19 protein-coding genes are annotated in these 26722 nt (G+C 42.2%); 14 read left to right on the top strand and 5 right to left on the bottom strand.

The features are described from left to right. Positions 1-8: 8 nt before the first annotated feature. The 5 genes from hutI to L4C54_RS20390 all read left to right on the top strand — a co-directional run bounded on the left by hutI (position 9) and on the right by L4C54_RS20390 (position 6649). Entirely contained in the window at positions 9-1265 is a 1257-nt protein-coding gene (gene hutI / locus L4C54_RS20370) for an imidazolonepropionase (protein ID WP_428809589.1), read from the top strand. Continuing rightward, positions 1249-2307, top strand: coding sequence for a formimidoylglutamase (gene hutG / locus L4C54_RS20375; RefSeq protein WP_428803346.1), 1059 nt, complete (start codon positions 1249-1251; stop codon positions 2305-2307). Before hutI ends, hutG begins: the two co-directional genes overlap by 17 nt. A gap of 90 nt (positions 2308-2397) precedes the next feature. After that, positions 2398-4095 (top strand): urocanate hydratase, encoded by a 1698-nt coding sequence (hutU, locus tag L4C54_RS20380; RefSeq protein ID WP_428809590.1) that lies wholly within the window; start codon positions 2398-2400, stop codon positions 4093-4095. Positions 4096-4217: 122 nt separating this feature from the next. Next, on the top strand, positions 4218-5750 hold the full coding sequence (hutH, locus tag L4C54_RS20385) for a histidine ammonia-lyase (RefSeq protein ID WP_428809591.1): 1533 nt from the start codon (positions 4218-4220) through the stop codon (positions 5748-5750). A gap of 173 nt (positions 5751-5923) precedes the next feature. Continuing rightward, entirely contained in the window at positions 5924-6649 is a 726-nt protein-coding gene (locus L4C54_RS20390; protein WP_428809592.1) for a DUF3581 domain-containing protein, read from the top strand. Between the two features lie 73 nt (positions 6650-6722). Here the strand turns inward: L4C54_RS20390 and L4C54_RS20395 are convergent, their stop codons facing one another. Together L4C54_RS20395 and ydiJ are read right to left on the bottom strand one after the other, a co-directional pair. Further along, a complete protein-coding gene (locus L4C54_RS20395) occupies positions 6723-7184 on the bottom strand; it encodes a methyltransferase family protein (protein WP_428809593.1) in 462 nt (153 codons plus the stop codon). 138 nt (positions 7185-7322) lie between these two features. After that, the gene (gene ydiJ, locus L4C54_RS20400; RefSeq protein WP_428809594.1) at positions 7323-10352 is read right to left on the bottom strand and encodes a D-2-hydroxyglutarate dehydrogenase YdiJ; all 3030 of its coding nucleotides are present in this window, start codon (positions 10350-10352) and stop codon (positions 7323-7325) included. Positions 10353-10560: 208 nt separating this feature from the next. Here ydiJ and L4C54_RS20405 point away from each other — a divergent pair, with 208 nt between their 5' ends. The 6 genes from L4C54_RS20405 to L4C54_RS20430 all read left to right on the top strand — a co-directional run bounded on the left by L4C54_RS20405 (position 10561) and on the right by L4C54_RS20430 (position 15616). Next, positions 10561-11244, top strand: a complete 684-nt coding sequence (locus tag L4C54_RS20405) for a DUF3334 family protein (RefSeq protein ID WP_428803340.1) — start codon at positions 10561-10563, stop codon at positions 11242-11244. Between the two features lie 226 nt (positions 11245-11470). After that, a complete protein-coding gene (locus tag L4C54_RS20410) occupies positions 11471-12154 on the top strand; it encodes a DUF2786 domain-containing protein (RefSeq protein ID WP_428803339.1) in 684 nt (227 codons plus the stop codon). Between the two features lie 162 nt (positions 12155-12316). Beyond that, positions 12317-13342, top strand: coding sequence for a J domain-containing protein (locus tag L4C54_RS20415; RefSeq protein ID WP_428809595.1), 1026 nt, complete (start codon positions 12317-12319; stop codon positions 13340-13342). 166 nt (positions 13343-13508) lie between these two features. Then, on the top strand, positions 13509-13691 hold the full coding sequence (locus L4C54_RS20420) for a hypothetical protein (protein WP_428803337.1): 183 nt from the start codon (positions 13509-13511) through the stop codon (positions 13689-13691). A gap of 207 nt (positions 13692-13898) precedes the next feature. Beyond that, the gene (locus L4C54_RS20425; protein ID WP_428803336.1) at positions 13899-14288 is read left to right on the top strand and encodes a hypothetical protein; all 390 of its coding nucleotides are present in this window, start codon (positions 13899-13901) and stop codon (positions 14286-14288) included. Positions 14289-14512: 224 nt separating this feature from the next. Beyond that, the gene (locus L4C54_RS20430; RefSeq protein WP_428809596.1) at positions 14513-15616 is read left to right on the top strand and encodes a phosphoribosylaminoimidazolesuccinocarboxamide synthase; all 1104 of its coding nucleotides are present in this window, start codon (positions 14513-14515) and stop codon (positions 15614-15616) included. Positions 15617-15755: 139 nt separating this feature from the next. On the opposite strand, the gene L4C54_RS20435 is transcribed toward L4C54_RS20430, so the two are convergent. Then, positions 15756-17639: a methyl-accepting chemotaxis protein gene (locus tag L4C54_RS20435; RefSeq protein WP_428809597.1), complete on the bottom strand. Its 1884-nt coding sequence runs from the start codon at positions 17637-17639 to the stop codon at positions 15756-15758. Between the two features lie 246 nt (positions 17640-17885). Between L4C54_RS20435 and L4C54_RS20440 the strand changes: the two genes are divergently transcribed. Continuing rightward, positions 17886-19775, top strand: coding sequence for a DUF294 nucleotidyltransferase-like domain-containing protein (locus L4C54_RS20440; protein WP_428809598.1), 1890 nt, complete (start codon positions 17886-17888; stop codon positions 19773-19775). A 10-nt stretch (positions 19776-19785) separates the two neighbouring features. Then, the gene (locus L4C54_RS20445) at positions 19786-20502 is read left to right on the top strand and encodes a 3'-5' exonuclease (protein ID WP_428803332.1); all 717 of its coding nucleotides are present in this window, start codon (positions 19786-19788) and stop codon (positions 20500-20502) included. Between the two features lie 215 nt (positions 20503-20717). Here the strand turns inward: L4C54_RS20445 and L4C54_RS20450 are convergent, their stop codons facing one another. Then, entirely contained in the window at positions 20718-22295 is a 1578-nt protein-coding gene (locus L4C54_RS20450; RefSeq protein WP_428803331.1) for a BCCT family transporter, read from the bottom strand. A gap of 420 nt (positions 22296-22715) precedes the next feature. Next, complete coding sequence (gyrA, locus tag L4C54_RS20455; protein ID WP_428809599.1) at positions 22716-25379, bottom strand: DNA topoisomerase (ATP-hydrolyzing) subunit A; 2664 nt, start codon at positions 25377-25379, stop codon at positions 22716-22718. Between the two features lie 281 nt (positions 25380-25660). On the opposite strand from gyrA, the gene ubiG reads away from it, so the two are divergent. Continuing rightward, positions 25661-26371 (top strand): bifunctional 2-polyprenyl-6-hydroxyphenol methylase/3-demethylubiquinol 3-O-methyltransferase UbiG, encoded by a 711-nt coding sequence (gene ubiG, locus L4C54_RS20460; RefSeq protein WP_428803329.1) that lies wholly within the window; start codon positions 25661-25663, stop codon positions 26369-26371. Positions 26372-26722 lie beyond the last annotated feature (351 nt).

A 26722-nucleotide genomic window follows, 5' to 3' on the forward strand; every position in this document is an offset into this window, starting at 1 on the left:
GGCAACACATGAATTCGGTTAGCGAACTTACTCTTATCAATGCTTGTTTAGTCACAATGACGCCCGGTGCGATGGGTTACCAAATAAGCTCTCCTAAAACAGTACAACTGAAAGCCGGTAAGATAGTTTCCATTTCAAATAGTGAGTTAACCTGCAAAGAAGAAGCTCCACAGCGCCGTGTTTATGACTGTAAAAATAGACTTGTTACTCCGGGATTAATTGACTGCCATACCCATTTAGTTTTCGCAGGAAATCGATCCAATGAATTTGAAATGCGCCTAAATGGTGTTCACTACACTGAAATAGCGAAACAAGGTGGCGGCATTTTATCAACCGTTCATGCCACTCGTAATGCAACTGTTGAACAGTTAACTGAATTAGCACTGCACCGCCTCATTGGCCTCACGAATACAGGTGTTACATCCGTTGAAATAAAATCCGGCTACGGCTTAACGCTCGATGATGAAATCAAAATGTTACGCGCCGCCAAAGCACTTGAACATCACATGCATGTTAAAGTCGAAACCACTTTACTAGCAGCGCATACGACACCTCCAGAATACAAAGACAACCCAGATCGCTACATTGATTTAATATGCGAAGAGATCATTCCACTTGTTGCGGAAGAAAATTTAGCTTCGTCTGTCGATGTATTTTGTGAATCCATTGGATTCAACTTGGCTCAAACAGAAAAAGTATTCCGTGCTGCTAAGCAGTATGGTCTTCATGTAAAGGGGCATACAGAACAACTTTCGAACCTTGGTGGTAGTGCCCTTACGGCCGCCTTTAATGGCCTATCGGTTGATCATATTGAATATCTTGATGAAAAAGGGGTTGCAGCACTTGCCCAATCAAATACGGTCGCGACACTTCTTCCCGGCGCTTTTTATTTCCTACGTGAAACACAACGTCCGCCCATCGAATTGCTCCGTCAACACAACGTTCCAATGGCAATTGCCACTGATTTCAATCCAGGCACCTCCCCTTTCGCTGACTTGACTATGATGATGAATATGAGTTGTACGTTATTCGGCCTAACACCAGAGGAAGCATTACGAGGAGTAACCTGTAATGCAGCAAAAGCGATAGGCCATAGTACGACTCGAGGTCAAATTGAAGTAGGTTTCGATGCCGATCTAGCAATATGGGATATATCTCATCCAGCGGATCTCAGTTATCAAGTTGGTATTCCTCGTTTAGCTGCTCGCATCGTTGATGGCGTACTAAGTAAAGACGGAGGCAGCTGTTATGACATTGGTAAATAAAACGACTGAGCAATCTGCGAACAAAAAATCACACACTGTGACTAATCAAGATTTCCATTGGCAAGGCAGACACGATGGCGAGGATGGAGAATTAGGAAAGCGAGTTCATCATGTCATCAAACAAAAGCAAGCATGCGAGCTTCACGCGGTTAAAAATACGATAAGTATTCTTGGCTTCGCTACCGATTCGGGCGTTGCTCGAAATAAAGGACGAATTGGGGCTAAAAAAGCACCCGATCTTATTCGCAGAGCACTCGCAAATATGGCGTGGCATAAACAAGTGTCGATCGTTGATCTGGGTAATGTCATTTGTGAAGATGATTTGCTTGAAGAGAGCCAAGAACAAGCCGCTGAAGTGATTACAGAGGCACTAGAACATACACCAGTAATCACCCTTGGTGGTGGCCATGAAATTGCATGGGCATCGTTTTCAGGTTTGGCGCGTTACTTCCAAAATACCAAACCAGATTCTAAGCCTAAAATCGGAATCATAAACTTCGACGCCCATTTCGATTTACGCGCTTTTGAAAGTGATCATGCCGATATCAAGCCCAGCTCTGGTACACCCTTTAATCAGATTCACAAGTATTGTCAGAAAAATGAATGGGATTTCCATTATGCCTGCTTAGGAGTAAGCCGCGCTAGTAATACAACAGCGCTGTTTAAAACCGCGGATGAACTTGGGGTTTGGTATGTGGAGGATAAACAATTATCTCACATGAACCATATTTATCACCTTACTCAACTTCAACACTTTATCGACAATTGTGACTATCTGTACCTAACCATCGACCTAGATGTTTTTCCTGCTTCAACGGCTCCAGGGGTTAGTGCACCAGCGGCTAGAGGAGTAAGTTACGAAACATTAGCTATGTTTCTAGACCGAATTCTTCATTACCAAAATAAGCTGATGATTGCCGATATAGCGGAATATAACCCAACTTATGATGTCGATAGCCAAACCGCTAGACTGGCTGCCCGACTCTGCTGGGATATCGCTAATGCCATGGCTGATCATGTCTCTTCCAAGCAGACTGAGTAATTACTAGTAACTAGTTTCAAAGACCACAGAACAAACCAATAACGTATAAAACCATAATAACCCTACAACCTATTATAAAGGAGCCTCAACATGACGGAACGCCAGACTGTAGATAAGCGTCTCGACACATCTCGAACTATTCGTGCCCCTCACGGCACACAACTTCGTGCAAAATCATGGCTAACCGAAGCACCACTTCGTATGTTAATGAACAACCTTGACCCTGATGTTGCAGAGCACCCTCACGCTTTAGTCGTCTATGGTGGTATTGGCCGAGCAGCCCGAAACTGGGAGTGTTATGACAAGATCGTCGAAGTACTAGAGAGACTCGAAGATGACCAAACGTTACTGGTACAGTCAGGTAAACCTGTTGGCGTATTTCCAACACATAAGAACGCACCAAGAGTACTTATTGCTAACTCTAACCTTGTCCCTCACTGGGCGAACTGGGAACACTTTAACGAGCTCGATAAGCAAGGTTTGATGATGTATGGCCAAATGACGGCGGGTAGCTGGATCTACATTGGCTCACAAGGCATCGTTCAAGGAACATACGAAACCTTCGTTTCCATAGCCAAGAAGCACTTCAATGGAGATGCTAAAAACCGCTGGATTCTAACTGGCGGTCTTGGCGGTATGGGTGGTGCTCAACCTCTAGCGGGAACAATGGCTGGATTCTCAATGATTGCGGTTGAGTGCGATGAATCAAGAATCGATTACCGACTTCGCACAGGCTATGTCGATAAAAAGGCCACCAGCGTTGATGAAGCACTGGCTATGATCTACGAGTCTGACACTCCTATTTCTGTTGGACTACTTGGTAACGCTGCCGATGTATTCCCTGAATTAGTTGAACGAAACATCACCCCAGATGTTGTTACCGATCAAACGTCGGCTCATGACCCCTTAAATGGTTACCTTCCGCAAGGCTGGAGCATGGAACACGCAGCTTCAGTGAGACTGGAAGATGAAGCAAAAGTCGTCAAAGCAGCGAAGCAGTCTATGGCGATTCAAGTTCAGGCGATGCTCGACCTACAAAAACGTGGAGCGGCAACACTTGATTACGGTAATAACATCCGTCAAATGGCACTTGAAGAAGGCGTAGAAAATGCCTTTGATTTCCCCGGGTTTGTTCCTGCCTACATCCGACCTTTATTCTGTGAAGGCATCGGTCCGTTCCGTTGGGCTGCACTATCTGGTGATCCAGAGGATATCTACAAAACTGACCAAAAAGTAAAAGAGCTTATCCCTGATAACCCTCAACTTCATAACTGGTTGGATATGGCACGAGAGCGTATTCAATTCCAAGGACTGCCTGCCCGTATCTGTTGGGTTGGTTTAAAAGATCGCGAACGCTTAGGCCAAGCATTTAATGAAATGGTCAAAAATGGTGAACTAAAAGCACCCGTAGTTATCGGACGAGACCACCTAGACTCAGGCTCAGTGGCTAGCCCAAACAGAGAAACTGAAGGCATGATGGATGGATCTGACGCGGTTTCTGATTGGCCATTAATGAACGCACTTCTTAATACAGCAGGCGGTGCAACATGGGTATCGCTACACCATGGTGGCGGCGTCGGTATGGGCTTCTCACAACACTCCGGAATGGTTATTTGTTGTGATGGTAGTGACGATGCTTCTGAGCGAATTGCTCGCGTTTTACATAACGATCCAGCAACCGGTGTTATGCGCCACGCGGATGCCGGTTACGATATCGCGAAGCAATGTGCCGCAGAACAAGGGCTGGATTTACCAATGCTTAACGAAGAACTTAGAAAGCTTAAATAAGCAGATTTTGCTAAATCGGTAGCTCTCTACAGAGGAGAACTACAAACGACTATCTATCGTTGTCGATTAATCGTATTCAATCGACAACGACACAATAGAGATTAATTAAAGGATTTATGAAGATGTTAAACTTATTGCTACAGCCTGGGCAGATTAGCTTAAAAGAGCTTCGTCAAGTCAGCCGTACTCCGGTGAACCTTGCTCTAAACCCCGATGCCATTGAAGGAATCGAAGCAAGCACCCGAGTTGTAAATCAAGTTATTGAAGAAGATCGTACGGTCTATGGCATCAACACTGGCTTTGGTTTGCTCGCCAATACGCGTATCGCTCCTGAAGATCTCGAAACGCTACAAAGAAGTATCGTTCTTTCACATGCTGCAGGCATCGGGAAGCTAATGTCAGACGAAACGGTTCGTTTGATGATGGTGCTTAAGATTAATAGCCTTGCACGTGGCTACTCTGGTATTCGCCTTTCTGTAATAAATGCGTTAGTCGAGCTTGTGAATGCACAGGTTTATCCTTGTGTTCCACAAAAAGGCTCGGTTGGGGCATCAGGGGATTTGGCTCCTCTTGCACACATGAGCACGGTATTGCTCGGTGAAGGCGAAGCAAGACATAACGGCAAGATCATATCAGGCCTTGAAGCACTGAGTATCGCAGGGCTATCCCCTATCACATTAGCTCCTAAAGAAGGGCTTGCGCTCCTTAATGGCACTCAAGCTTCAACAGCCTTTGCTCTTGAAGGTCTGTTTGTAGCAGAAGATTTGTTCGCCTCAGCGACTGTATGCGGCTCAATGACGGTTGAAGCAGCATTAGGTAGTCGACGTCCATTCGATCCTCGTATCCACCGCGTGCGTGGACATAGGACTCAAATGGACGCAGCTGAAGCATACCGACATATATTAGATAACAACAGCGAAGTGGGAGAATCACACACGGCTTGTGAAAAAGTACAAGACCCTTACTCTTTACGTTGCCAACCTCAAGTTATGGGGGCATGTTTACAGCAAATCCGTCACTCGGCTTCAACGCTTGAAGTCGAAGCTAACTCGGTATCCGATAACCCATTAGTCTTTGCTGAAGATGGAGATATCATTTCAGGTGGTAACTTCCACGCTGAACCAGTAGCCATGGCAGCCGATAACCTAGCGCTAGCGATTGCTGAAATAGGCAGTTTGTCTGAAAGACGAATGGCTCTACTTATCGACAGTGCGCTAAGTAAGCTACCACCATTCTTAGTTGACAACGGCGGTGTTAACTCAGGGTTCATGATTGCCCAAGTAACAGCCGCTGCACTGGCTAGTGAAAACAAGACACTCGCCCACCCTGCGTCTATCGATAGCCTACCAACGTCAGCGAACCAAGAAGACCATGTCTCGATGGCGACCTTTGCAGCGAGAAGGCTCAAATATATGGCTGAAAACACGCGTGGAATCCTGGCAGTGGAGTATCTATCAGCAGCACAAGGTTTGGATTTTAGAGCACCTCTAAAATCTTCGCCACGCGTTGAAGAAGCTAAGGCGATATTGCGCGAGAAAGTCTCGTTCTATGACAAAGACCGCTACTTCGCACCCGATATTGAACAAGCAAACTCACTGCTCAAGCTTGCTGTTCATAACCACTTAGTGCCAGAGCACTTATTTATCAGTTATTAATTCACTGCGCCTATCTGTTAGTTAGCACCCATAACTAACTCACAAAAAAGGCTCATAATCAGTGAGCCTTTTCTTTTAACTGTTTGATTTAAATCAAAAGCAGACTGGATGGACCATTATAATTCCTATTTTCCTATATAATCCGCGTCAGTTTTTACTACCAGTTGTAGATTATGTTTCTGACTCCTTTTGTTTCAACTCAAGACCATCAATTCAAATTCACACGTGAGCAAGCAAGCCACTTTGCAAAAAAAGTAGCGGGTGACTTTAATCCACTTCACGATGAAGACAACAAACGTTTTTGTGTTCCTGGCGATCTCCTTTTTGCAGTATTGCTACAAAAAGAAGGCATCAGCAAAAAAATGCGTTTTGATTTCTCAGGCATGGTGAACGATGGCATCGAATTGAGCGTTGAAAACAAATGCGATAAAGAGAGCGCATTGGTTGATGAGAAGGGAAAAGAGTACCTTCATATGAGCCGCGAAGGTGACGTTAGCCATAACGCTGCATTTATCGAACATGTCGTAAAAAATTACGTTCAATTCTCTGGCATGAACTTCCCGCATATTATGGTGCCGTTAATGGAAGAGAAGCAGATGATGATCAACTGCCAACGTCCATTAGTGATCTACGAGAGCATGGAAGTTGAATTTGACCGATTAGATTTAACTCACCCAGAAGTTGACTACACTGGCGCAACTTTCGATGTCGATGGCAAGCGCGGTATCGTAACCCTTAACTTCGACTTTAAAGAAGATGGTATTGTTGTCGGAAAAGGCGTTAAGCGCATGGTCGCAAGCGGACTAAAACCATACGTTCAAGAGTCAGTCGATGATCTTGTAAACCGCTTCAACGAGCGCAAAGAGATGTTCTTAGCACAGTTTGCAGCGGCTGCTTAAGCTCGTAAAAACATAGAATTAAAAACACCCGCCAATTGGCGGGTGTTTTGTTTCAGCGACTAACTCAATTGAACTAAACCCATCGCCTAACCCGCTGCTTATAATCCATATACTCTGCACCAAAAATCTTTTCTAGCGCTCTCTCTTCGGGCTTAATTTGAAAATGATTCATATACAGTACAAAGCTATAGCTCATCGCTAAGCTTATCCAGTTCTGTTGCCAATAACCGATGCCAAATAGAAAGATAAACAATCCCAAATACATCGGGTTTCGAGTATAAGAAAAGATACCGCTGTCCACGATAGAAGAAGCGGTTTCTGGCTTCACAGGGTTCACTGTGGTTTGAGCGCGGCGAAACTCTCGTACACCGGATAAAGCGATTACCGTAGCAATAATGAAACAAGATAAAAACACGACCCATGCTAGAGGAAGATAGACATGAGCAAACAACATGCTTTTCTTCATGTAACTCATCATTAAAGCCACAATTAAAAATACGGCTACAGGTGGGATTTTTAGCTCAAATTTATTCATTTATTGCTCTCTATATCCAATTCACGAAACTAAGCATTGGGGTTATTTACGCTCAATAAAAATAGCCCAGAATTTTCATCTGGGCTAATTGTCTATCTAACTATTTACCTATTCACTTAAACATCAAGCGCTAGATCTTTATACTATTTCTAGCAAAGCTTGTAATGGATGCTTCACTTTTTCTTGTTCAAAGCGCTTTACTTGGCTTCGACATGAATAACCCGTAACCAAACATCTATCCGAAGGAAGATCTTGAAGCCTTGGTTTCCAGCTTAACTCATAGATATCTTTCGACATCTCGAGCTTGTCTTTCTCGTGCCCGAACGTGCCAGCCATACCACAGCAACCTACAGGTACAGTATTTAGTACACTGCCAAAGTGAGTGAAAATTTCACCCCACTCTTTTTCAGCATTAGGCATTTTGGTCTTTTCAGTACAGTGAGCAAGCAAGTACCAAGGTTGGGTCGTCGAAGAAGACTGACTTTGAATATCAGCTAAACGTGGCAATAGCCATTCGTGAACCGTCAATACATCAAAATCGCCGCGTTCTTTACCCAAAACTTCGGTATATTCATCTCGGTAGCAAAGCACCAAGGCAGGGTCGACACCAACAAGCGGAATGCCTAGATCGGCCACCAACGATAAAAATGTTGCGGTGTTTTTAGCATTAGAAGCAAACTGCTGTAAGAAACCTTTGATATGTTGCGCTTTACCATTAGGTTTAAATGGTAATAACACAGGTGTCTTACCTAACTTTGAAACTAAGGTAATAAAATCAGCCACGACTTCAGCGTCGTAGTAGCTGGTGAATGGGTCTTGGACAATCAAAACATGATTACTTTTCTCTTGCTTTGATAGACCAGCTAAGCGCTGTAAATCGAACTTATGAGATTTCTCGAACCTTGAAGCGAGCGTTGGCACTGACATCAATGGCGTGTCGACATAACCAACGCTTTTCTCAGTGATCGTTTTGACTAGTGGAAGGTTGATAACCGCATTGACCACTTTTGGCGCTTTTGCCATAAGAGGTAACATAGTTTCGATATTGGCAACCAAGTAATCTTTAGCCGGGCGCTGATAACGTGTGTGGTACAGATTTAAGAAACGAGATCTAAAACTTGGTACATCCACTTTAATTGGGCATTGGCTTGCACATGCTTTGCATGCCAAGCAACCGTTCATCGCTTCATAAACTTCGTGAGAGAAATCATATTCATGGCGCTGATTAACTCTATTTCGCACACGTTCAATCAGCGACTTAACACTTAGGCTACCAGATAAAGTTTTCTGCTCTACATCGAGAATATCGATGCCCTGCTCTGTCAATTGGCGCAACCATTCTCTAACTAAACCTGCACGCCCTTTTGGCGAATGGCGTCTGTCTGCCGTCACCTTCATCGAAGGACACATTGGTGAAGCAGTATCGTAGTTAAAGCACAAGCCGTTACCGTTACATTCCATCGCCTGTTTGAAACTGTCTCGCACTTCTACATCAATTTGGCGGTCATAGTACCCACGCTTAGTGTCAGACACCTTTACAAGCTCAGCGTTACTATCTAGTGGTGTACAAACCTTACCAGGGTTCATTTTATTAAGCGGATCACACGCTTTCTTTACCCGGCGAAGTTCATTAAAGAGCGCCTCTCCAAAAAACTCAGGACCATATTCAGACCGATAGCCTTTCCCGTGTTCACCCCACATCAAGCCGCCATATTTGGCCACAAGCTGAACAACCTGATCGGATATTTGATGCATCAAGCGTTCTTGTTCTGGATCGCACAAATCTAATGCGGGTCTAACATGTAGTACTCCCGCATCGACATGGCCAAACATGCCGTAATTAAGCTCTTTCTCATCCAACAACTGACGAAACTCAGCAATAAAGTCAGCTAAATTTTCGGGAGGCACACAGGTATCTTCAGCAAAAGCGACCGGCTTAGCTTTACCTTTTACTGCCCCAAGAAGACCCACAGCCTTCTTACGCATGTTGTATATCTTACCGATACTGCCAATATCACTGCACGTCTGGAAGCCGATGATTCCGGCTTCGCCATTAAGCATCATGCTTTCAATCTGTTCGGTTAACGCTTTGACTTGAGAGGCAACGTTTTCTACATCATTCCCCGCAAATTCAATGATATTAATGCCAAGCATCTCTTTATTTGGTACATCACGTAATAGATCACTGACGGTATGCCAAACAATATCTTGTTTTGCGAGGTTTAGAACTCGGGAATCAATCGTTTCAACCGACAGTGCATTAGCTTCAACCATAAAGGGAGCGTTGCGTAGTGCCGCATCAAAACTCGAATACTTAACGTTCACCAAAGTACGTGCTTTAGGGATTGGGGTAAGGTTTAACTTAGCTTCGGTAATAAACGCCAAAGAGCCCTCTGAACCACAAAGTACACGAGTAAAATTAAACTGGTCATTATCGTCGATCGCATTCTTTAAATCGTATCCCGTTAGAAATCGATTTAATGCTGGAAACTTATCCAATATTTGTTCGCGATTGTCTCGGCAGACTTTTTCAGTAGCCTCTAAAGCTAGCGACGCTTGAGTTTCAATGTCTGGTTTACCAAGGGAAAGATCAGATTCAAGTAAACTACCATCGCTGAACACAGCTTGAAGAGACAACACATGATCAGAAGTCTTACCGTATTTCAACGATCCCTGCCCTGATGCATCCGTATTCACCATGCCGCCAAGGGTGGCACGATTACTCGTTGATAGTTCGGGAGAAAAGAAATATCCAAACGGACGAACAGCATCATTTAACTGATCTTTAATGATACCTGTTTGAACTCTGACCCAGCCCTCTGCTTGATTTACCTCTAGTACCTTATTCATGTAGCGAGACAAATCAACAACGATACCTTTGGTTAATGATTGCCCATTAGTTCCGGTACCACCACCACGTGGAGAAAATGTAATGCGCTCATATTCAGGTTTTGAACTAACCTTACCTATAAGAGAGACATCTTGAGTGGTTTTTGGATGTACAACAGCTTGTGGTAATTGCTGATAAACACTGTTGTCTGTAGAGACGGCTAATCGACAGGCATATTGAGATTCAATATCACCAGTGAAACCAGAATGTTTTAGTTCTTTTAAGTAGCTGAGTACGACTGGGTCGACATCAGTTTGAGATTGAAGTCTTGGTAACATGTGCTTCCTGCCCCTACAGCGCTGATCCAATCAGCTATGGGTAATTGTAATTATATATTTTTTGAATTACGTCACTTTACAACATTTGAAAACGTGATCAAAACAGATTCTCAATCATAAAATGAAACTAATGCTTTCTTTTTTAAAACTTAAGCTTATAAATGTGCAATGCATTCAATAAATAGCCTTGACGTAGAGTGAACATATAATGAAAAAAAATAAAATTGTAACCACTGAGGATATCCTTCTCAAACTGTGCCAATCAGTAACTGGTGTATTAACCTCAGCGACTGACTCAAAAATCTCTTACTCAGCAATGGTTCAAAAGATCAATAAGACGAGCTTAAAGCCAGACTTCGGCTGCTTTGTTCTTTTTGATGGTGGTTTCTCAGGATTGGTAGTTATCAACTTTACGGCTAAAGCTGCATTAGAGGTTTATACCAATTACATGCGTAACATGGGTATGCCTGAAGAAGAACTGGCCGTTCTACACACTTCAGATGAGGTGGGTGATGTACTTGGTGAATTAATGAATCAACTTGTTGGTGATTTCACCAGTAAAATCCGCAAAGAGCTGCAAACCAACATCACTCAAAATCAACCTAAGATGCTCGCCTTAAACAAACAAGTGATCTTATCGGTTGATACAAACCTAGATCGCCCTCAAGCACGACGAGTGAGTTTTTCTACCGCAGAAAACAACATATTCTATCTAGAGCTCGCAATGGATAAAACCGAGTTTATTCAGTTAGAAGAATTTGAAGTAGCTGAAGACGAGAGCCCTGATTCAATTCTTGAAGCAACTCAGAACAATATGAAAAGCAAAAAAGAGAAGCCAGCAGATAACAACGGCGATGTTGCTAACGATTTGTTAGATGAGCTCGGTATCTAAACACAACATCATATCCCGTAGCTAGCTTACATACTCAACAAGTAGCAACCCCTTACTTTACTCAAGCTTTTGCTCTTGATTTAAGTCAGGGGTTTTATTTTTCCACATAAAGAACCCGCTCTTGGAAATTTCTTATTGGTATTCTTATCAGAGATATTCAGTTTTTGGTCATAAAAAGGTAATATGGCTGACTTTGTAAAAATCGCCTCGACCTTATTAAATATCGATGAATAAACAAAAAGCTTTAAAGAAAATAGCTAAGTGCTTAGAACTTGGTAACTCAGCAAACGTAAACGAAGCCGCTAACGCCATCAAAATGGCACATAGCTTGATGCTTAAGTATGGACTTGATAAAGACGACATCGAATTTATCAAAATGGGTAAGACACAATCATCTCATCTGTTACCTGCAAACATTAGCTCTACACTGTTACGAGTGATTCGAGGAATCAATACTAAGTTTGGCGTTGAAGCTGTTCTGCTCAATCACAAGGGCCTTAAAAGGGTCGAGTTTATTGGCGAAGCCGACAGAGCAATCTTTGCCGCTTTTGCCTTTGACATTATTTACCGCGAGATGAATGAACACACAGGTCAGTTTCGTAATAGCTTCTCTGGCAGTGGCACAGCTTCAGCAGAGGTGACTCGACGCGTGAACTCGTTTGTTTCTGGTTGGGTGGAAGGTGCGTTAGAGAAACTACCCATTATTACGCCTGATGATGAGTCGAACAACAAGATCAATAACTACATCGATAAAGAGTTCGAGAATATTGATCGCGAGACATTTAAACAACAGCTGAAAGAAGCTATGAAAAACCTAACTGCTGATTATGAAGTTGGGCTAAAGAAAGGTCGTAAGCTCTCTGTAAATCGACCTATTGATGGTGCCCAAGCACCAAAAAAATTGAGATAAGCACAATCGCGTTAGTTAGCTGATATGAAAGCGATCTACTAACCCTAAGGGCTTTCATATCAGAGTGACTTCATCGTTTTATGCTGCTTGTGGTTAATCTCAACTAACCTTATAGGATTAAGGCACTTTCCATCAGTACCGACTCTTTAATTAGCAAAGGAAATGCATATCTTGAAGTCGCTGTTCTCAACGTTATTATTGCTGCCAGTACTACTGCTACCAATTACTTGCTTCAGTAACACAATTTCAGATCTCACACCTTTAGCTGAGCAAAATAATGTTTCCGCTCAATTTGATTTAGCGAACACGTACGCAAAATCTTCGGCTGAAGAAGACCTCAATCAAGCATTTTACTGGTATCAACAAGCTGCAAAACAAAACCATATTCAATCTCAATTTTCGTTAGCAACGCATTACCTCAAAGGAATCGGAACAGAACCTGACCTTAACCAAGCTTTGTATTGGCTCACCAAACTTGCTGTTGAAGGCAATATCGACGCTCAAATAGCATTAGCCACAATCTATGAGAAACACCCAGAAAAGCCAAAGAACCTCGACATGGCCGAACTTTGGTATCTTGTCGCGCAGCCCAATAGTGAAAAGGCAGAATCAGGTTATAGCCGAGTATTGGAAGCTAAATTCAATCAACGCAAGGCACAACAAGTCTCATCCCTGGATCAACTAGATGTTGCTTTTGAAATGAGTGATGTAACTGTTGAGTCAACTTCTACATCACCAAAGCCTAGCGATCAAACTTATTCCAACCCTCTTATTGTTATCGGCATCATTATTATTGCCGTTCTAATTTCAATCACGGTTAAACGACGTAAACGTAAAAAGCTGAGCACAGACCTTAACCAAAAACAGATCCTAAAGGAAACTACACAAAATCAAGCACTAATAATTAAACAGCAGAAGCGACAGCTGGAAACTATGTTTCATCAGGTTAAAAAGTTACAGCAATCAAATCAAAGAGCACCAGATGCAGATAAACTGACCATCGCATGTGCCATTTTCGGTTTTAAAGCAACAAAACTTCCAGATCAAAAACAGATTAAAGTTCGCTATAAACAATTATCTAAGTTGTATCATCCCGACTTAAGTGGGAGTGATGAAGAGATGAAAAGACTTAACAGTGCGCTAAAGATAATCGTTACTCACACTAAAAAACCAACCAACGTTAACTAATTGTTACATTTCGTCAATATTTGTAAAACTCCCGCACATCGCCATAAATAAGCTGCGCAAGCGATTCCCCTCTCACACAAGTAACAAAACTTTAACTTCAAAGGGGGAAATATGTCATAATGCTTTTGGAAAATAGATGGCGAACTCAAACAAGAGGGAGAAAATAATGTTCAGCTCAGAAGGTACTTGTGACTGGTGTAAAAAACCTAGCGTACTCACTCAACTTAACTACATTGACGGTAAGTCTAACAACTCATGCAAAGACTGCTACGATCTTGCAGCACTGGATGTCCGCCAATTTAATATTGCTGAACAACGGCAGCTAGAGCGACAAAGCGTTCACTGCTGACAGCTACCACCATTTTCTGACTAACAAAAGCCACTTAAAGTGGCTTTTTCGCTTTCTACTGTTACTAAACCCCATTCGTTGCATAAAAAACACACTCCTAATCAAATCGAAATCACACTTTGTTCATTAAAACGTCAGTTTTAGCTTGATCCTTGGATAAAATAAAACTACTGTATAGGCATACAGTATGTATAAAAGGACAGGATAATGTTGCAGCAACAGACTAATCAATACTCAAAATTCAATACCCTTGCCCAACCAACAAGAGCAATGATTATTGACGATTCAATCATGTATCGCCTATCTGGTTTATCCAATAGCCAACAATGGATTCTTTTTACCGCAGAATGTCCTCGTCCTAACCTTGAGCAGTTCTCTTCATCAAAAGTGAGCTGTAATAAAATTATTCATATGAAACCGTCGCAATCAATGACTGAGTTAGAAACCGTTACCAAGGCTATAAAATCAGGTAACGCGAGTGCAGTCGTCGCCTCTAATAGCATTGATCATATTAACCAAGCCCTATTACAATCTTTAGCATCACACCATGACTGTGAAGTATTTTTCGTTGAAGGCAGAGGCCAAAAGTACCATTAACAAGTTCGACGTCTTTTCACACTCTTTCGCCTCACACGTTGAGGCTTTTTTCTTTTCTCTCAAATATATTCAAGCCAGAACAAGCAACAGGCAAACGTTTGCTTTTTAAGTGATGAGCTTGAAAAGTTCTGGTATGATGCATTCCATATTCACTGTCTAGGTCGCGTCTTTTAACGTACTTAGGCACATTCTCAATGTGACGTTTAATAAAATAGGAATGTCTAATGAGCCTTGCTGATCAAGTCTTAGCCGTCAATGACGATTTACCAATTCGCACTAACAAACCTGTTCACAGTGGTAAAGTCCGCTCTGTTTACTGGTTAACTGAAGAAGACAGTCAACGTCTTATTCAAGAAAAAGGTTATGATGTCGCTCCCGACGCGCCTTTAGCGATTATGGTAATCAGTGACCGTATTTCTGCGTTTGATTGTATTTGGCATGCTGAAGGTGGCCTTAAAGGAGTACCTGGAAAAGGTGCTGCACTGAATGCGATATCTAACCATTGGTTCGATCTGTTTAAGAAAAATAACCTTGCTGACAGCCATATTCTTGATATTCCACATCCGTTTGTTTGGATTGTTCAAAAAGCAAAACCAGTCATGATAGAGGCTATATGCCGCAACTATATCACTGGCTCTATGTGGCGATCGTATGAGAAAGGAGAACGTGAATTTTGTGGTATTGAGCTTCCAGAAGGGCTTGAGAAAGATAAGGTTCTTCCTGAGCTTCTAATTACTCCGTCAACCAAAGGGATTCTTAAAGGTATCCCTGGTGTTCCTGAAGCCGATGATGTCAATATTTCACGTAAGAATATCGAAGATAGCTATGCTGCTTTCAATTTCTCTGGCTCAGATGACATTACAAAATACGAGACTCTGCTAAAGGAAGGTTTTTCTGTAATTAGTAAAGCTTTGGCTGAAGTAGACCAAACTTTTGTCGATACTAAGTTTGAGTTTGGCTATGTGAATGACGCTGCGGGTAATGAAAAACTTATTTATATGGATGAAGTTGGCACGCCTGACTCTTCTCGCATTTGGGACACCAAAGAGTATCAAGCGGGTAATATTGTTGAGAATTCGAAAGAAGGCTTCCGCCAGTTTCTTTTAAACCATTTCCCAGATCCAGACATCCTTCTTAACAAAGAACGCATGCCAGAAAGAGAAGCCCTAGCGCGCAACAATGCCTTACCAAATGACGCATTGATGGATATTTCTAAAACATACATTAGCATTGCCGAAAAGATTACGGGTAAACCTTTACACCTAAGCGCTAACCCTAAGCAAGAGATCATCGACGTACTTCGTGAACAATATGGCTTGATTGACTAAGGTCTACTTAATTAGAAGTTATCTATTTATCTCAACATCGAGCTAAAATAGCAATTGATAAAAAAAGCGCCCGTTATTGCAACGGGCGCTTTTATTTTTGGTGGACACCACTTCCTATAAGAAATGGGCTCCAACTAACTTATACTTTAAATCGACCAATTTCAGTTTGCAGCTCATCAGAAAGTTGTGATAGCTCTGAAGCTTGCACTGCTGCTTGTTGTGCTTCAGATGACAATTCATTGGAAACATCTCGAATCCCAATGGTGTTTCGAGAAATATCGGAAGTAACCGTTGCTTGCTCTTCTGCAGCTGATGCAATCTGAGTGGCCATATCATTAATCAATTTAACCGACTGTTGGATCTGATCAAGGCTAACTGCCGCAAGATTGGCATCTTCAACACTCGTCATCGCAAGATCACGACTATGATTCATGATACTTACCGCTTTCGTGGTTGTTTGCTGCAGTGTATCAATCATAGTTTGAATTTCAGTGGTTGAGGCATGTGTACGCTGACTCAATACACGAACTTCATCAGCAACAACGGCAAAACCACGGCCTTGCTCACCAGCACGTGCAGCTTCAATCGCTGCATTCAACGCCAGTAGATTCGTTTGCTCTGCAACACCTTGGATGGTGGCAATGATGGAATGGATACTGTTTGCGTGAAGCTCCAATTCTTGCATGATATCGGTAGCTGCTTGTACTTCAGATTCCAAACTGTTGATCGATTTGTGTGTTTGCGTAACGCGTGAGCTACCGTGCAAACATGCCGTTACGGCCTGCTCTGATTGCTGAGCAGTATGTTCAGCATTACCAGCAACTTCCTGCGTGGCTGCGCCCATCTGATCAATAGCAGTAGCCACCATGTTGATGTCATCTTGCTGCGAGACAATACGTTGGCTTCTTGTTTGTGACTGTGACAGTGTCGATTTTGCTTGATTAGCTAAAGATGAAGACACTTCTTCTAACCTAACGACGACTTGATGAGTATTTGCTACAAAAGTATTGAAGTCTTTTGCGATTTTACCTACTTCATCATCATATCTTGGTGTAATTCGTTGGGTTAAGTCAGCCTCTCCGCTTGCAATATTTTCCATCGCATCAGAAACACGGCCAAGATCTTTAAATAGGAAGTTCACCAGTAGAGAAACGGCAACCGCGACAAAGCAGACAACAACAAACGCAGTGCCAATAAGGCTCATCAACAATGACTTACTTGATGCTGCTTCTGTTTCGTAATCCATAGCAATACCAAATATCCAGCTAGTACCTTGAACTGGATAGAAATAGAGTAGTTTTTCTTTTCCATCGACGAATATGCGTTCTACTTGGTTTTGTCTAATTGCGCTCTCAATCGAAGACATCGAAAGAGTGTTAGATAAACGGGAGAGCGGTTGAAGAGTTAAGCTTTGATCAGGGTGAACTAAGAATGTGCCATCAATTGATTCTATAAGCATTGCGTACGCATTCTGCCCTACATCCAGATTGATTAAATCCGTCACTAGCTGGTCAATAAGAACATCTGCACCAACAACACCTTTTAATGTTGAGCCCTGATAAATAGGCTCCGCAATAGTAACCAGCAACTCGTTAGTAATCGCATCTTGATAAGCCGTCGTCACGATTTGCTTGTTAGCAACTAATGCATCTTTATACCAAGGTCGCTCTCTTGGGTCGTACCCTGCTCTATTTCGTTCAGGGTGAGAACGAAGCATCTCGCCTTTTACCGTTCCAAAAAAGATATCATCAAATCCACCAGAAACACGAGCCTGCTTCAAAAACGGTACAACATCAGGTTGATTGATGTTGTCGTTAAACGCAGTTGCTATGTTCTTACGAATCTCAACCCACTCAGAAATACCTTCAGAGGCAGTTGAAGAGATGCTTTCAGAGCGGGAATATATGTTGGTACTGGTTTCATCTAAAAGTTTAATTCCAGATAAAGAGGTAAGGATTATCGCCATTAAAACAACGGCGGATACACTGCAGGCTGTTAGTTTATGTTTTAGGTTAAGTGTCATATCTTTTCAACTCAGCGAAATAAAGCGAGATAGTACAGATTACTTGCGGTAGATGCACTAAGTAAGATCAATAATGTTATCTCTGCTAAGTAGTTATTAGTTATTGATAGTTATATTTAATTTACTTAATTTGTGATCGCTCATTCTTGCTTAAATTATGAACAACCGTTTTAGTGAGAACAGACAAAAAAGCGCAGATCCGCAAAATAATGTACTATATAAAAAACGACAAAACGGAATCATACAATGGAAGCAGAACTACTTGAAATTCAAAACTTTCTATCCCAACGCCCTCCATTTGATGACTTACCACAAGAAGTGTTAGAACACGTCACGAAACATGTAGAAATTTCATACTATCGACAAGATACGCCTATCATCCACTTTGGCGATAACATCCATGACTTATACATTGTTCGAAGCGGGATAGTCGAAGTTTTCCGACGTAAAGGTGAGCTATATAATCGACTAGACGAAGGAGCTTTGTTTGGCCAGATGGGGCTTTTAACTAATAACAAGGTAAAGTTCCCCGCAAAGGCGATTGAAGACACATTGCTCTACTGCCTTCCCGAGGCCATTTTCCAAGAACTGTACGACAACCATGACTCGTTCGCTGATTTTGTGGAAGTAGAAGACAATGCTCGCTTAAGACAAACAGTTTCCAACACTGAAGATGAGAATGATTTAACAACATGTAAGGTGCGATCGCTTCTTACCCGCGATGTGCTATTTATTGCTGGAACAGAAACGATACAACAAGCCGCAATAAAAATGGCTGAAGAGAATATCTCTTCACTGCTTATTATTGACCAAAATAAACTCGACGATGATGAAAATGACGATAGCCCTGTCCTAGGTATAATCACTGATAGAGACTTATGTACACGGGTGCTAGCTGAGGGGCGCGATCCTAATGAAGAGGTCGCTAATGTAATGACAACTGAAGTCATATCCCTAGATCATAACGCGTATGTCTATGAAGCGATGCTAACCATGCTTCGTTACAACGTTCACCATCTACCAGTGCTAAAAGATCGCCAACCTATCGGCATCATCGGTGTTACTGATATCGTTCGCTACGAGTCGCAAAACTCCCTACTCCTAGTGAGCAGCATTTTCCAGCAACATACCATTGATGAGCTGGTTCAAATATCGGAGCAAGTAAAAGACAGCTTCGTACGGTTAGTCAACGAAGATGCAAACTCTCATATGGTCGGCACGGCAATGTCGGTAATTGGGAGGAGCTTCAAGCAACGTATTATTGAACTAGCAGAACAGGAATTAGGCCCAGCCCCAATTCAATATTGTTTCCTTGCACTCGGCTCTATGGGCAGAGATGAACAACTTATCGTTACCGATCAAGACAATGCAATCATCCTAGACGATAGCTATGTTCCGGAAAAACATAATGCATACTTTGAAAAGTTTTCAAACTTCATTTGTGATGGCTTAGCTAAGTGCGGCTATACCTATTGTACCGGCGATATTATGGCAACAAACCCAGAATGGCGTATGACACGCAGGGAATGGGAGGATTGCTTCTCTGACTGGATAGATAACCCGAACCCTAAAGCACTATTAAATTCCTCCATATTTTTCGATCTTGATGGGGTTTATGGTCGCTTGAAGTGGGCGGAGCAACTAAATAGCTTTATTATCCGCCGCGCCAAAAAGAACAATCGCTTCCTAGCTTGCCTTGCTCGAAATGCATTAAACCGAACGCCACCACTTGGGTTCTTCCAAGACTTTGTTATGGAAAAAGATGGGCGTCATAACAATTCAATTAATTTGAAACGTCGTGGGACCGCCCCATTGGCAGACCTTATCCGTGTACATTCTCTTGCCGTTGGCTCTCGCTCGAGAAATTCCTTTGAACGATTGGATGACATTATTGATGCGGGTATCTTGCCAAAAGGAAGAGCTCAGGATCTGCGTGATGCAATGGAGTTCATTTCAATGGTCCGTATTCGACATCAAGCTATCGATGTAGAAAACGAGATTGAACCGGATAACAATATTGAACCTGAAAACCTTTCTGATTTTGAGCGACGAAATTTGAAAGATGCCTTCCAAATATTGAGTAACGCGCAAAATTTCTTGAAGTTCCGTTACCAAGCTAACAATAGCTTCAAGTAAGGGAGGAGGCATGAATCACTTTACTCGCAAGCCAACCATAGATTGGACACTAAAGCTAAAAAAGCATTTGGCATTAGCAAAACACCCAGTGCTTCAGCGCTTCTACGAGCAACCTATTCCTGACCAAAACACACCGATAAACGAAGTGGAGTTTTTGGCTGTTGATTTTGAAACCACAGGGCTGGACTCAAAAAAAGATGACATTATCACCGTCGGATTAGTGCCATTCACACTCAATCGAATCTATCTCAATAGAGCTAAACACTGGACCGTAAGGCCTAGAAAACAGTTGAACGATGATTCAATTGTTATCCATGGTATTACTCATAGCGATATCGCTGATGCGCCCGATTTAACCGAAGTTATCGAAGAGATACTCGACAGTATTTCAGGGAATATTCTTGTTGTTCACTATAACCGTATAGAACGAGAGTTTTTAGATAAAGCGCTTCGAGCAAGGTTTAATGAAGGTATCCAATTTCCAGTCGTCGACACGATGCAGATAGAAAGTAACATTCAAAAGCTTTGGGCTGGAGGCTTCTGGAATATGATGAAAGGAATGAAACCTCAGTCAGTAAGGCTTGGGCAAAGCCGTATCCGTTATGGATTACCGCCCTACACGCCTCACCATGCATTAACAGATGCAATAGCGACAGCAGAACTTTTACAAGCACAAATAGCCTACCACTATAACCCAAATCAGCCCGTTAGAGATTTTTGGTTATGATTGCCATTGGTTATAATAAGCCTTGGTCATAGATACTTTTAATTACGGATGTTTTTAAGGTCCTGATACAAGCAGTTGACTCAGTCTCAAAGGTAGTACGTACCCTCGAAAAGCTCTCGTAAAAAGCACGCATAAAAAAACTCTAGCATGGCTGCTAGAGTTTTTTCTATCTGGTGATGTTGGGTTTTACTCCAATGTCACCTCATCAATTCGTATTAGCGCTCAAAACGCTCAGTACGCATACCCATCAGCAAGCTAACACACATCATTAGCAAAATAACGGTGAATGGCAATGCCGTTGAAATGGCCCCGGCTTGAAGCGCTTGTACAGCTTCTGTACCACCGATCCACAATAGAGCTACAGCAATCGCACCTTCCATAAAGGCCCAGAATACACGTTGTAATACTGGTGCATCAACTTTACCGCCAGCAGTAATACTATCGATTACCAACGAACCTGAATCTGATGAAGTAATGAAGAACACAAGAACAAGCAACACAGCAACAACAGATAACAAAGAACCAAGTGGTAATAGGTCAAACATCTGGAACATCGCTAATGATACATCGGTTAGACCTTCTGTACCCAATGCGCCAACACCATTCTTAACTTGGTCAATAGCCATGCCACCAAACGTAGACATCCAAAGGACTGTGAATGCAGTTGGTACAAGAAGAACAGCTGTAAGGAATTCACGAACAGTACGACCTCTTGATACACGAGCAATAAACATACCTACAAATGGAGACCAAGATACCCACCAAGCCCAGTAGAATACAGTCCAACCTTGGAACCATGCTTCATCTTCACGCCCATGAGGGTTACTCAGTGGAATGATGTTTTCAACGTAAGCAGATATTGTCGTTGGTATAGAACCAAGTGTCACCGCGTAGCCTATTAAGCAGACAGCGACGACCAGTACAACGGCTATTAGCATGTTGATATTACTGATGACCTTAACACCACCATCAATACCGCGAACCACTGAAACAACAGCCAGCAAAGTAACAATTGTGATAACGATGATTTGAAGCGTTAACCCAGCATCTACGCCAAATACATGGTGAATACCACTCGCAGCTTGTTGTGCACCTAAGCCTAATGACGTCGCCAAACCAAATAGTGTCGCCAATACCGCTAAGATATCAACAATATGTCCAGCCCAACCCCAAGCTCTATCACCTAAGATAGGGTAAAAAATTGAACGGATAGAAAGCGGCAAGCCCTTATTGTAAGCAAAGAATGCTAAAGACAGTGCAACAACGCTGTAAATCGCCCATGGGTGTAAACCCCAGTGATACATGGTTGCGCCTAAAGCAAGTCGCGCTGCTTCAGGTGTATTCGCCGCAACATTCAATGGCGTTTCATACCAGCCAGTGAAATAGGCAACAGGCTCTGCAACACTCCAGAACATCAAGCCAATACCCATACCCGCTGCGAATAACATCGAGAACCAAGATATTAGTGAGTAATCGGCAGTCGCGTCTTGACCACCAAGGCGGATTTTACCGAATGGAGAAACAATCAGCGCTAAGCAAAATAGTACAAAGATGTTACCTGACCAGATGAATAGCCAATCAAATGCACCAATAATTTTCCATTTAACACCATCTAAAGCAGCTTTTGCGGTTGCAGCATCGGCAAACAAAACGGCAATTAAAAACAGTGCAATCAATCCTGCACTGATACCAAATACAGGGTTATGTACATCGAACCCCCACTTTTGAACATTATCTTGTCCAACTGTGTAGTCAGTACTATCAATACTGTACTTATCAATCCCTTTAGTCATTATTCCTCTCTTAAGCTTGACTCGTAGCCGTTAAAATACGACCAGTAAAAATCACCAAAACATTATCTTTAATGGTTTCTAGTGGTAATAATTTATTTCACTTATTTATTAAATGTATTGCCATTATTGGATTCGGCAGTACTACAAACGAATTGACGTAATTTTACTACAAAATCCTCACTAATTTTAGGTTAAAGCTCTAATAATTTTCTCACTGACAAGCAATTGGCTATAAATAAAACAAAACCTTAGTTTAATTCTAGACCGATCTTACAGGTAAGTTAAATATAGGAATGACCGATTAACTTACTTATTCAAATTCACTGCTTTCTACAAGTAACGCACTTCATTCGCATTTTTAACACACATAAAAAAACCGAGCTATTAAGCTCGGTTTTTAGATTTAGGCTTGATGAACGATTACTCGTCGTCAGACTCTACATCAGCTTGGTCAGCTTCTTCAGATGGTGTTTCACCTGTCGGAGCACCGCTTTCAGTTGAAGTTGTATTCTCATCTGAGTTTTCTTCTGATGACTCGTCATCTAGCAGCTCAGCTTCTTCAACTTCATCGATACGTTGAAGACCAACAACATTCTCATCTTCAGCAGTACGAATCAGAGTAACACCTTGAGTATTACGTCCAACTTGGCTTACTTCAGAGACACGAGTACGAACCAATGTTCCAGCGTCCGTAATCATCATCATTTCATCGCCTTCTTCAACTTGAACAGCGCCAACAACTGGGCCATTACGGTCTGAGACTTTGATTGAAACAACACCCTGAGTTGCACGACCTTTCGTCGGATACTCTGCTAGTTCTGTACGCTTACCGTAACCATTTTCAGTTACCGTTAAGATTTCACCTTCGTTCGATGGAACAATAAGTGAAACAACTTGATCGCCTTCGCCAAGCTTCATACCGCGAACACCGGCTGCAGTACGTCCCATTGCACGTACTTTATCTTCACTAAAGCGAACCACTTTACCTGCTTTAGAGAACAGCATGATGTTGCTGTCACCATTGGTGATATCAACACCAATCAGTGAATCATCATCACGAAGGTTTACAGCAATTAGGCCGTTTGCTCGTACGTTAGCGAACTGATCTAGTGACGTTTTCTTAACCGTACCATCACCTGTCGCCATGAAGATGTATTTTTCAGGGCTGAATTCAGATACTGGTAGAATCGCAGTAATACGCTCATTTTCTTCTAGAGGAAGAACGTTTACGATTGGCTTACCACGTGCAGTACGGCTAGCTTGAGGAAGTTGGTATACTTTCAAGCGATACGTTTTACCACGAGTAGAGAAACATAAGATATTGTCATGAGTATTAGCAACAAGCAGACGCTCAATGTAATCCTCTTCTTTCATCTTAGTTGCACTCTTACCTTTACCACCACGGCGCTGTGCTTCGTAGTCGCTTAGTAATTGGTACTTCACGTAACCTTCATGAGAAAGCGTTACAACAACGTCTTCACGAGCAATAAGCTCTTCCATGTCGATATCGTGGATTGCCGCAGTAATTTCAGTACGACGTGCATCACCAAAGTTATCTCTAACTAGCTCAAGCTCTTCACGGATAACTTCCATCAAGCGCTCTGTACTTGCCAGGATATGCATTAATTCTGCAATTTCATCTAGAAGTGCTTTGTACTCGTCTAGAATTTTTTCATGTTCTAGGCCAGTTAATCTATGAAGACGAAGCTCCAAGATTGCTTGTGCTTGTGTTTCCGTAAGGAAGTATTGTCCATCACGGATACCGTATTCATCTTCAAGCCAATCAGGGCGAGCAGCATCTGTACCAGCACGCTCAAGCATTGAAGCGACATTACCAAGATCCCAACCGCGAGCAACTAGGCCAGCTTTCGCTTCTGCCGGAGTTGGAGCGCTCTTGATCAAATCGATAATTTCATCAATGTTTGCTAGAGCAAGTGATAGAGCTTCTAGAATGTGCGCACGTTCACGAGCTTTTTTCAGCTCAAAAATAGTACGGCGTGTAACCACTTCACGACGGTGATCAACAAAGCACTTCAACATGTCTTTCAGGTTGAATAGCTGAGGCTGGCCGTTATTAAGCGCAACCATGTTAACGCCAAACGTCGTTTGTAGCTGAGTCTGAGAGTAAAGGTTGTTTAGTACAACTTCACCAACAGCGTCACGCTTACATTCAATAACAATACGCATGCCGTCTTTATCAGACTCGTCACGTAGTGCACTGATGCCTTCAACTTTTTTGTCTTTAACAAGCTCAGCGATTTTCTCAATCAACCTTGCTTTGTTAACTTGATACGGAATTTCAGTAACGATAATTGTCTCTTTACCGTTCTTCTCCGTTTCAATATCCGCTTTAGAGCGCATATAGACTTTGCCGCGACCAGTCTTATATGCATCAACAATGCCCTTACGGCCACTGATTAATGCTGCTGTCGGAAAGTCTGGACCAGGAATGTAGTCCATTAGCTCATCAATAGTGATGTCTTCATTATTAATGAACGCTAAGCAACCATCGATTACTTCCGTCAAGTTATGCGGAGGAATGTTGGTTGCCATGCCTACTGCGATACCAGAAGCACCGTTAACCAATAGGTTTGGAATCTTAGTCGGTAATACCGCTGGGATCTGTTCTGTACCGTCATAGTTAGGAACAAAATCGACCGTCTCTTTATCAAGATCAGTCAATAGCTCGCCCGCTATTTTCGACATACGAACTTCGGTATAACGCATTGCCGCCGCTGAATCGCCATCGACAGAACCAAAGTTACCTTGGCCATCAACTAGCATATAGCGAAGTGAAAACGGCTGTGCCATACGAACAATAGATTCGTATACCGCACTGTCACCATGTGGGTGATATTTACCGATTACGTCACCTACCACACGGGCAGATTTTTTATATGATTTATTCCAATCATTACCAAGCACATTCATCGCGAATAAAACGCGGCGGTGTACTGGTTTCAGGCCATCACGCACATCTGGAAGAGCACGACCAACGATGACTGACATCGCGTAGTCAAGGTATGAACCTCGAAGCTCATCTTCTATGTTTACCGGCGTGATCTCTTTAGCTAGATCGCTCATAGAGCCATTATCCCTCTATATTTTGATCGTATATTGATACGTACAAGGTCCGAAAATATAACACACTATTTGTCTATTCGGCATCACTTTCCCCTACCTTTTATCATGTTGTGAGCTTGGTTGTGAATCAAGTGCTGAGAATTTGCACACTTCCCTGTTACCTAGTTGATTAATGGTTAAATTTTACTCATTTAATGACGAAAAACGGCTTGGCTATAGTCACATCTACATAAGTGGTTATAATGCAGGCAAGTGATTAGAATATTATTGAAGTACGGATTATGACAACAAAACAAAATGTAGACCCGAGTGAAATCAAAAAATTTGAAGACATGGCATCAAGATGGTGGGATTTAGAGGGTGAATTTAAGCCTCTGCACCAAATTAATCCGCTTCGCCTTAACTATGTTCTCGAAAAATCAAACGGTCTATTTAGTAAAGTTGTTTTGGATGTCGGTTGTGGCGGTGGCATTCTTGCTGAAAGCATGGCAAAAGAAGGCGCTGTAGTTACAGGACTAGATATGGGTAAGGAACCATTAGAAGTTGCTCGACTGCATGCATTAGAAACAGGCACAACACTTACCTATATTCAAAGCACCATAGAAGATCACGCTATTGATAATTCTCAAAAGTATGATGTCGTAACCTGTATGGAGATGCTAGAGCATGTACCTGACCCTCTTTCTGTCATTCAATCGTGTGCAAAACTAGTAAAGCCCGGTGGACACGTATTCTTCTCAACACTAAATCGTAATTTCAAATCATACCTATTTGCAATTGTTGGCGCGGAGAAATTACTGAAGATAGTTCCGGAAGGTACCCACCATCACGAGAAGTTTATTCGCCCATCAGAACTGATAAAAATGGTCGACCAAACAGATCTCGTCGAGCAAGGAATCACCGGCCTTCATTACAATCCGTTAACAAACAGTTATAAACTTGGGCCAAATGTCGATGTGAATTACATCGTCCACACCCAAAATTCAAACTAAGCCACAATCTTCTTTCTGATTATCTTAGATTTACACGTATAGGTGACATTGTAGCAATGTCACTTATTTCACCGCTTATTGCTTGGTTTTTGTGCGTTAGATTCCAATTCATACAGCTCGATTTAATCCTCGTGTTTTATCTAAAGATCAAGAAAAATATTTTTGTTTGTGGCTACATTTAAACCGATTACAAAACTGTAACTTTTCATGGTCAACTGCTCTCTTTCTTCATCGGTAAGTAGTCACTTACTGTTTTTTTTAATTTTGTCAGTTATCCACAAGTCATCCACGAACTCCACCTTGAAAAACCTATCACATAGCACTATCTTGTAACTCGCATGACGAAGCACC

Origin of the sequence: Vibrio lamellibrachiae (genome assembly GCF_050337265.1) — a bacterium.
Lineage (GTDB): Bacteria > Pseudomonadota > Gammaproteobacteria > Enterobacterales > Vibrionaceae > Vibrio > Vibrio kyushuensis.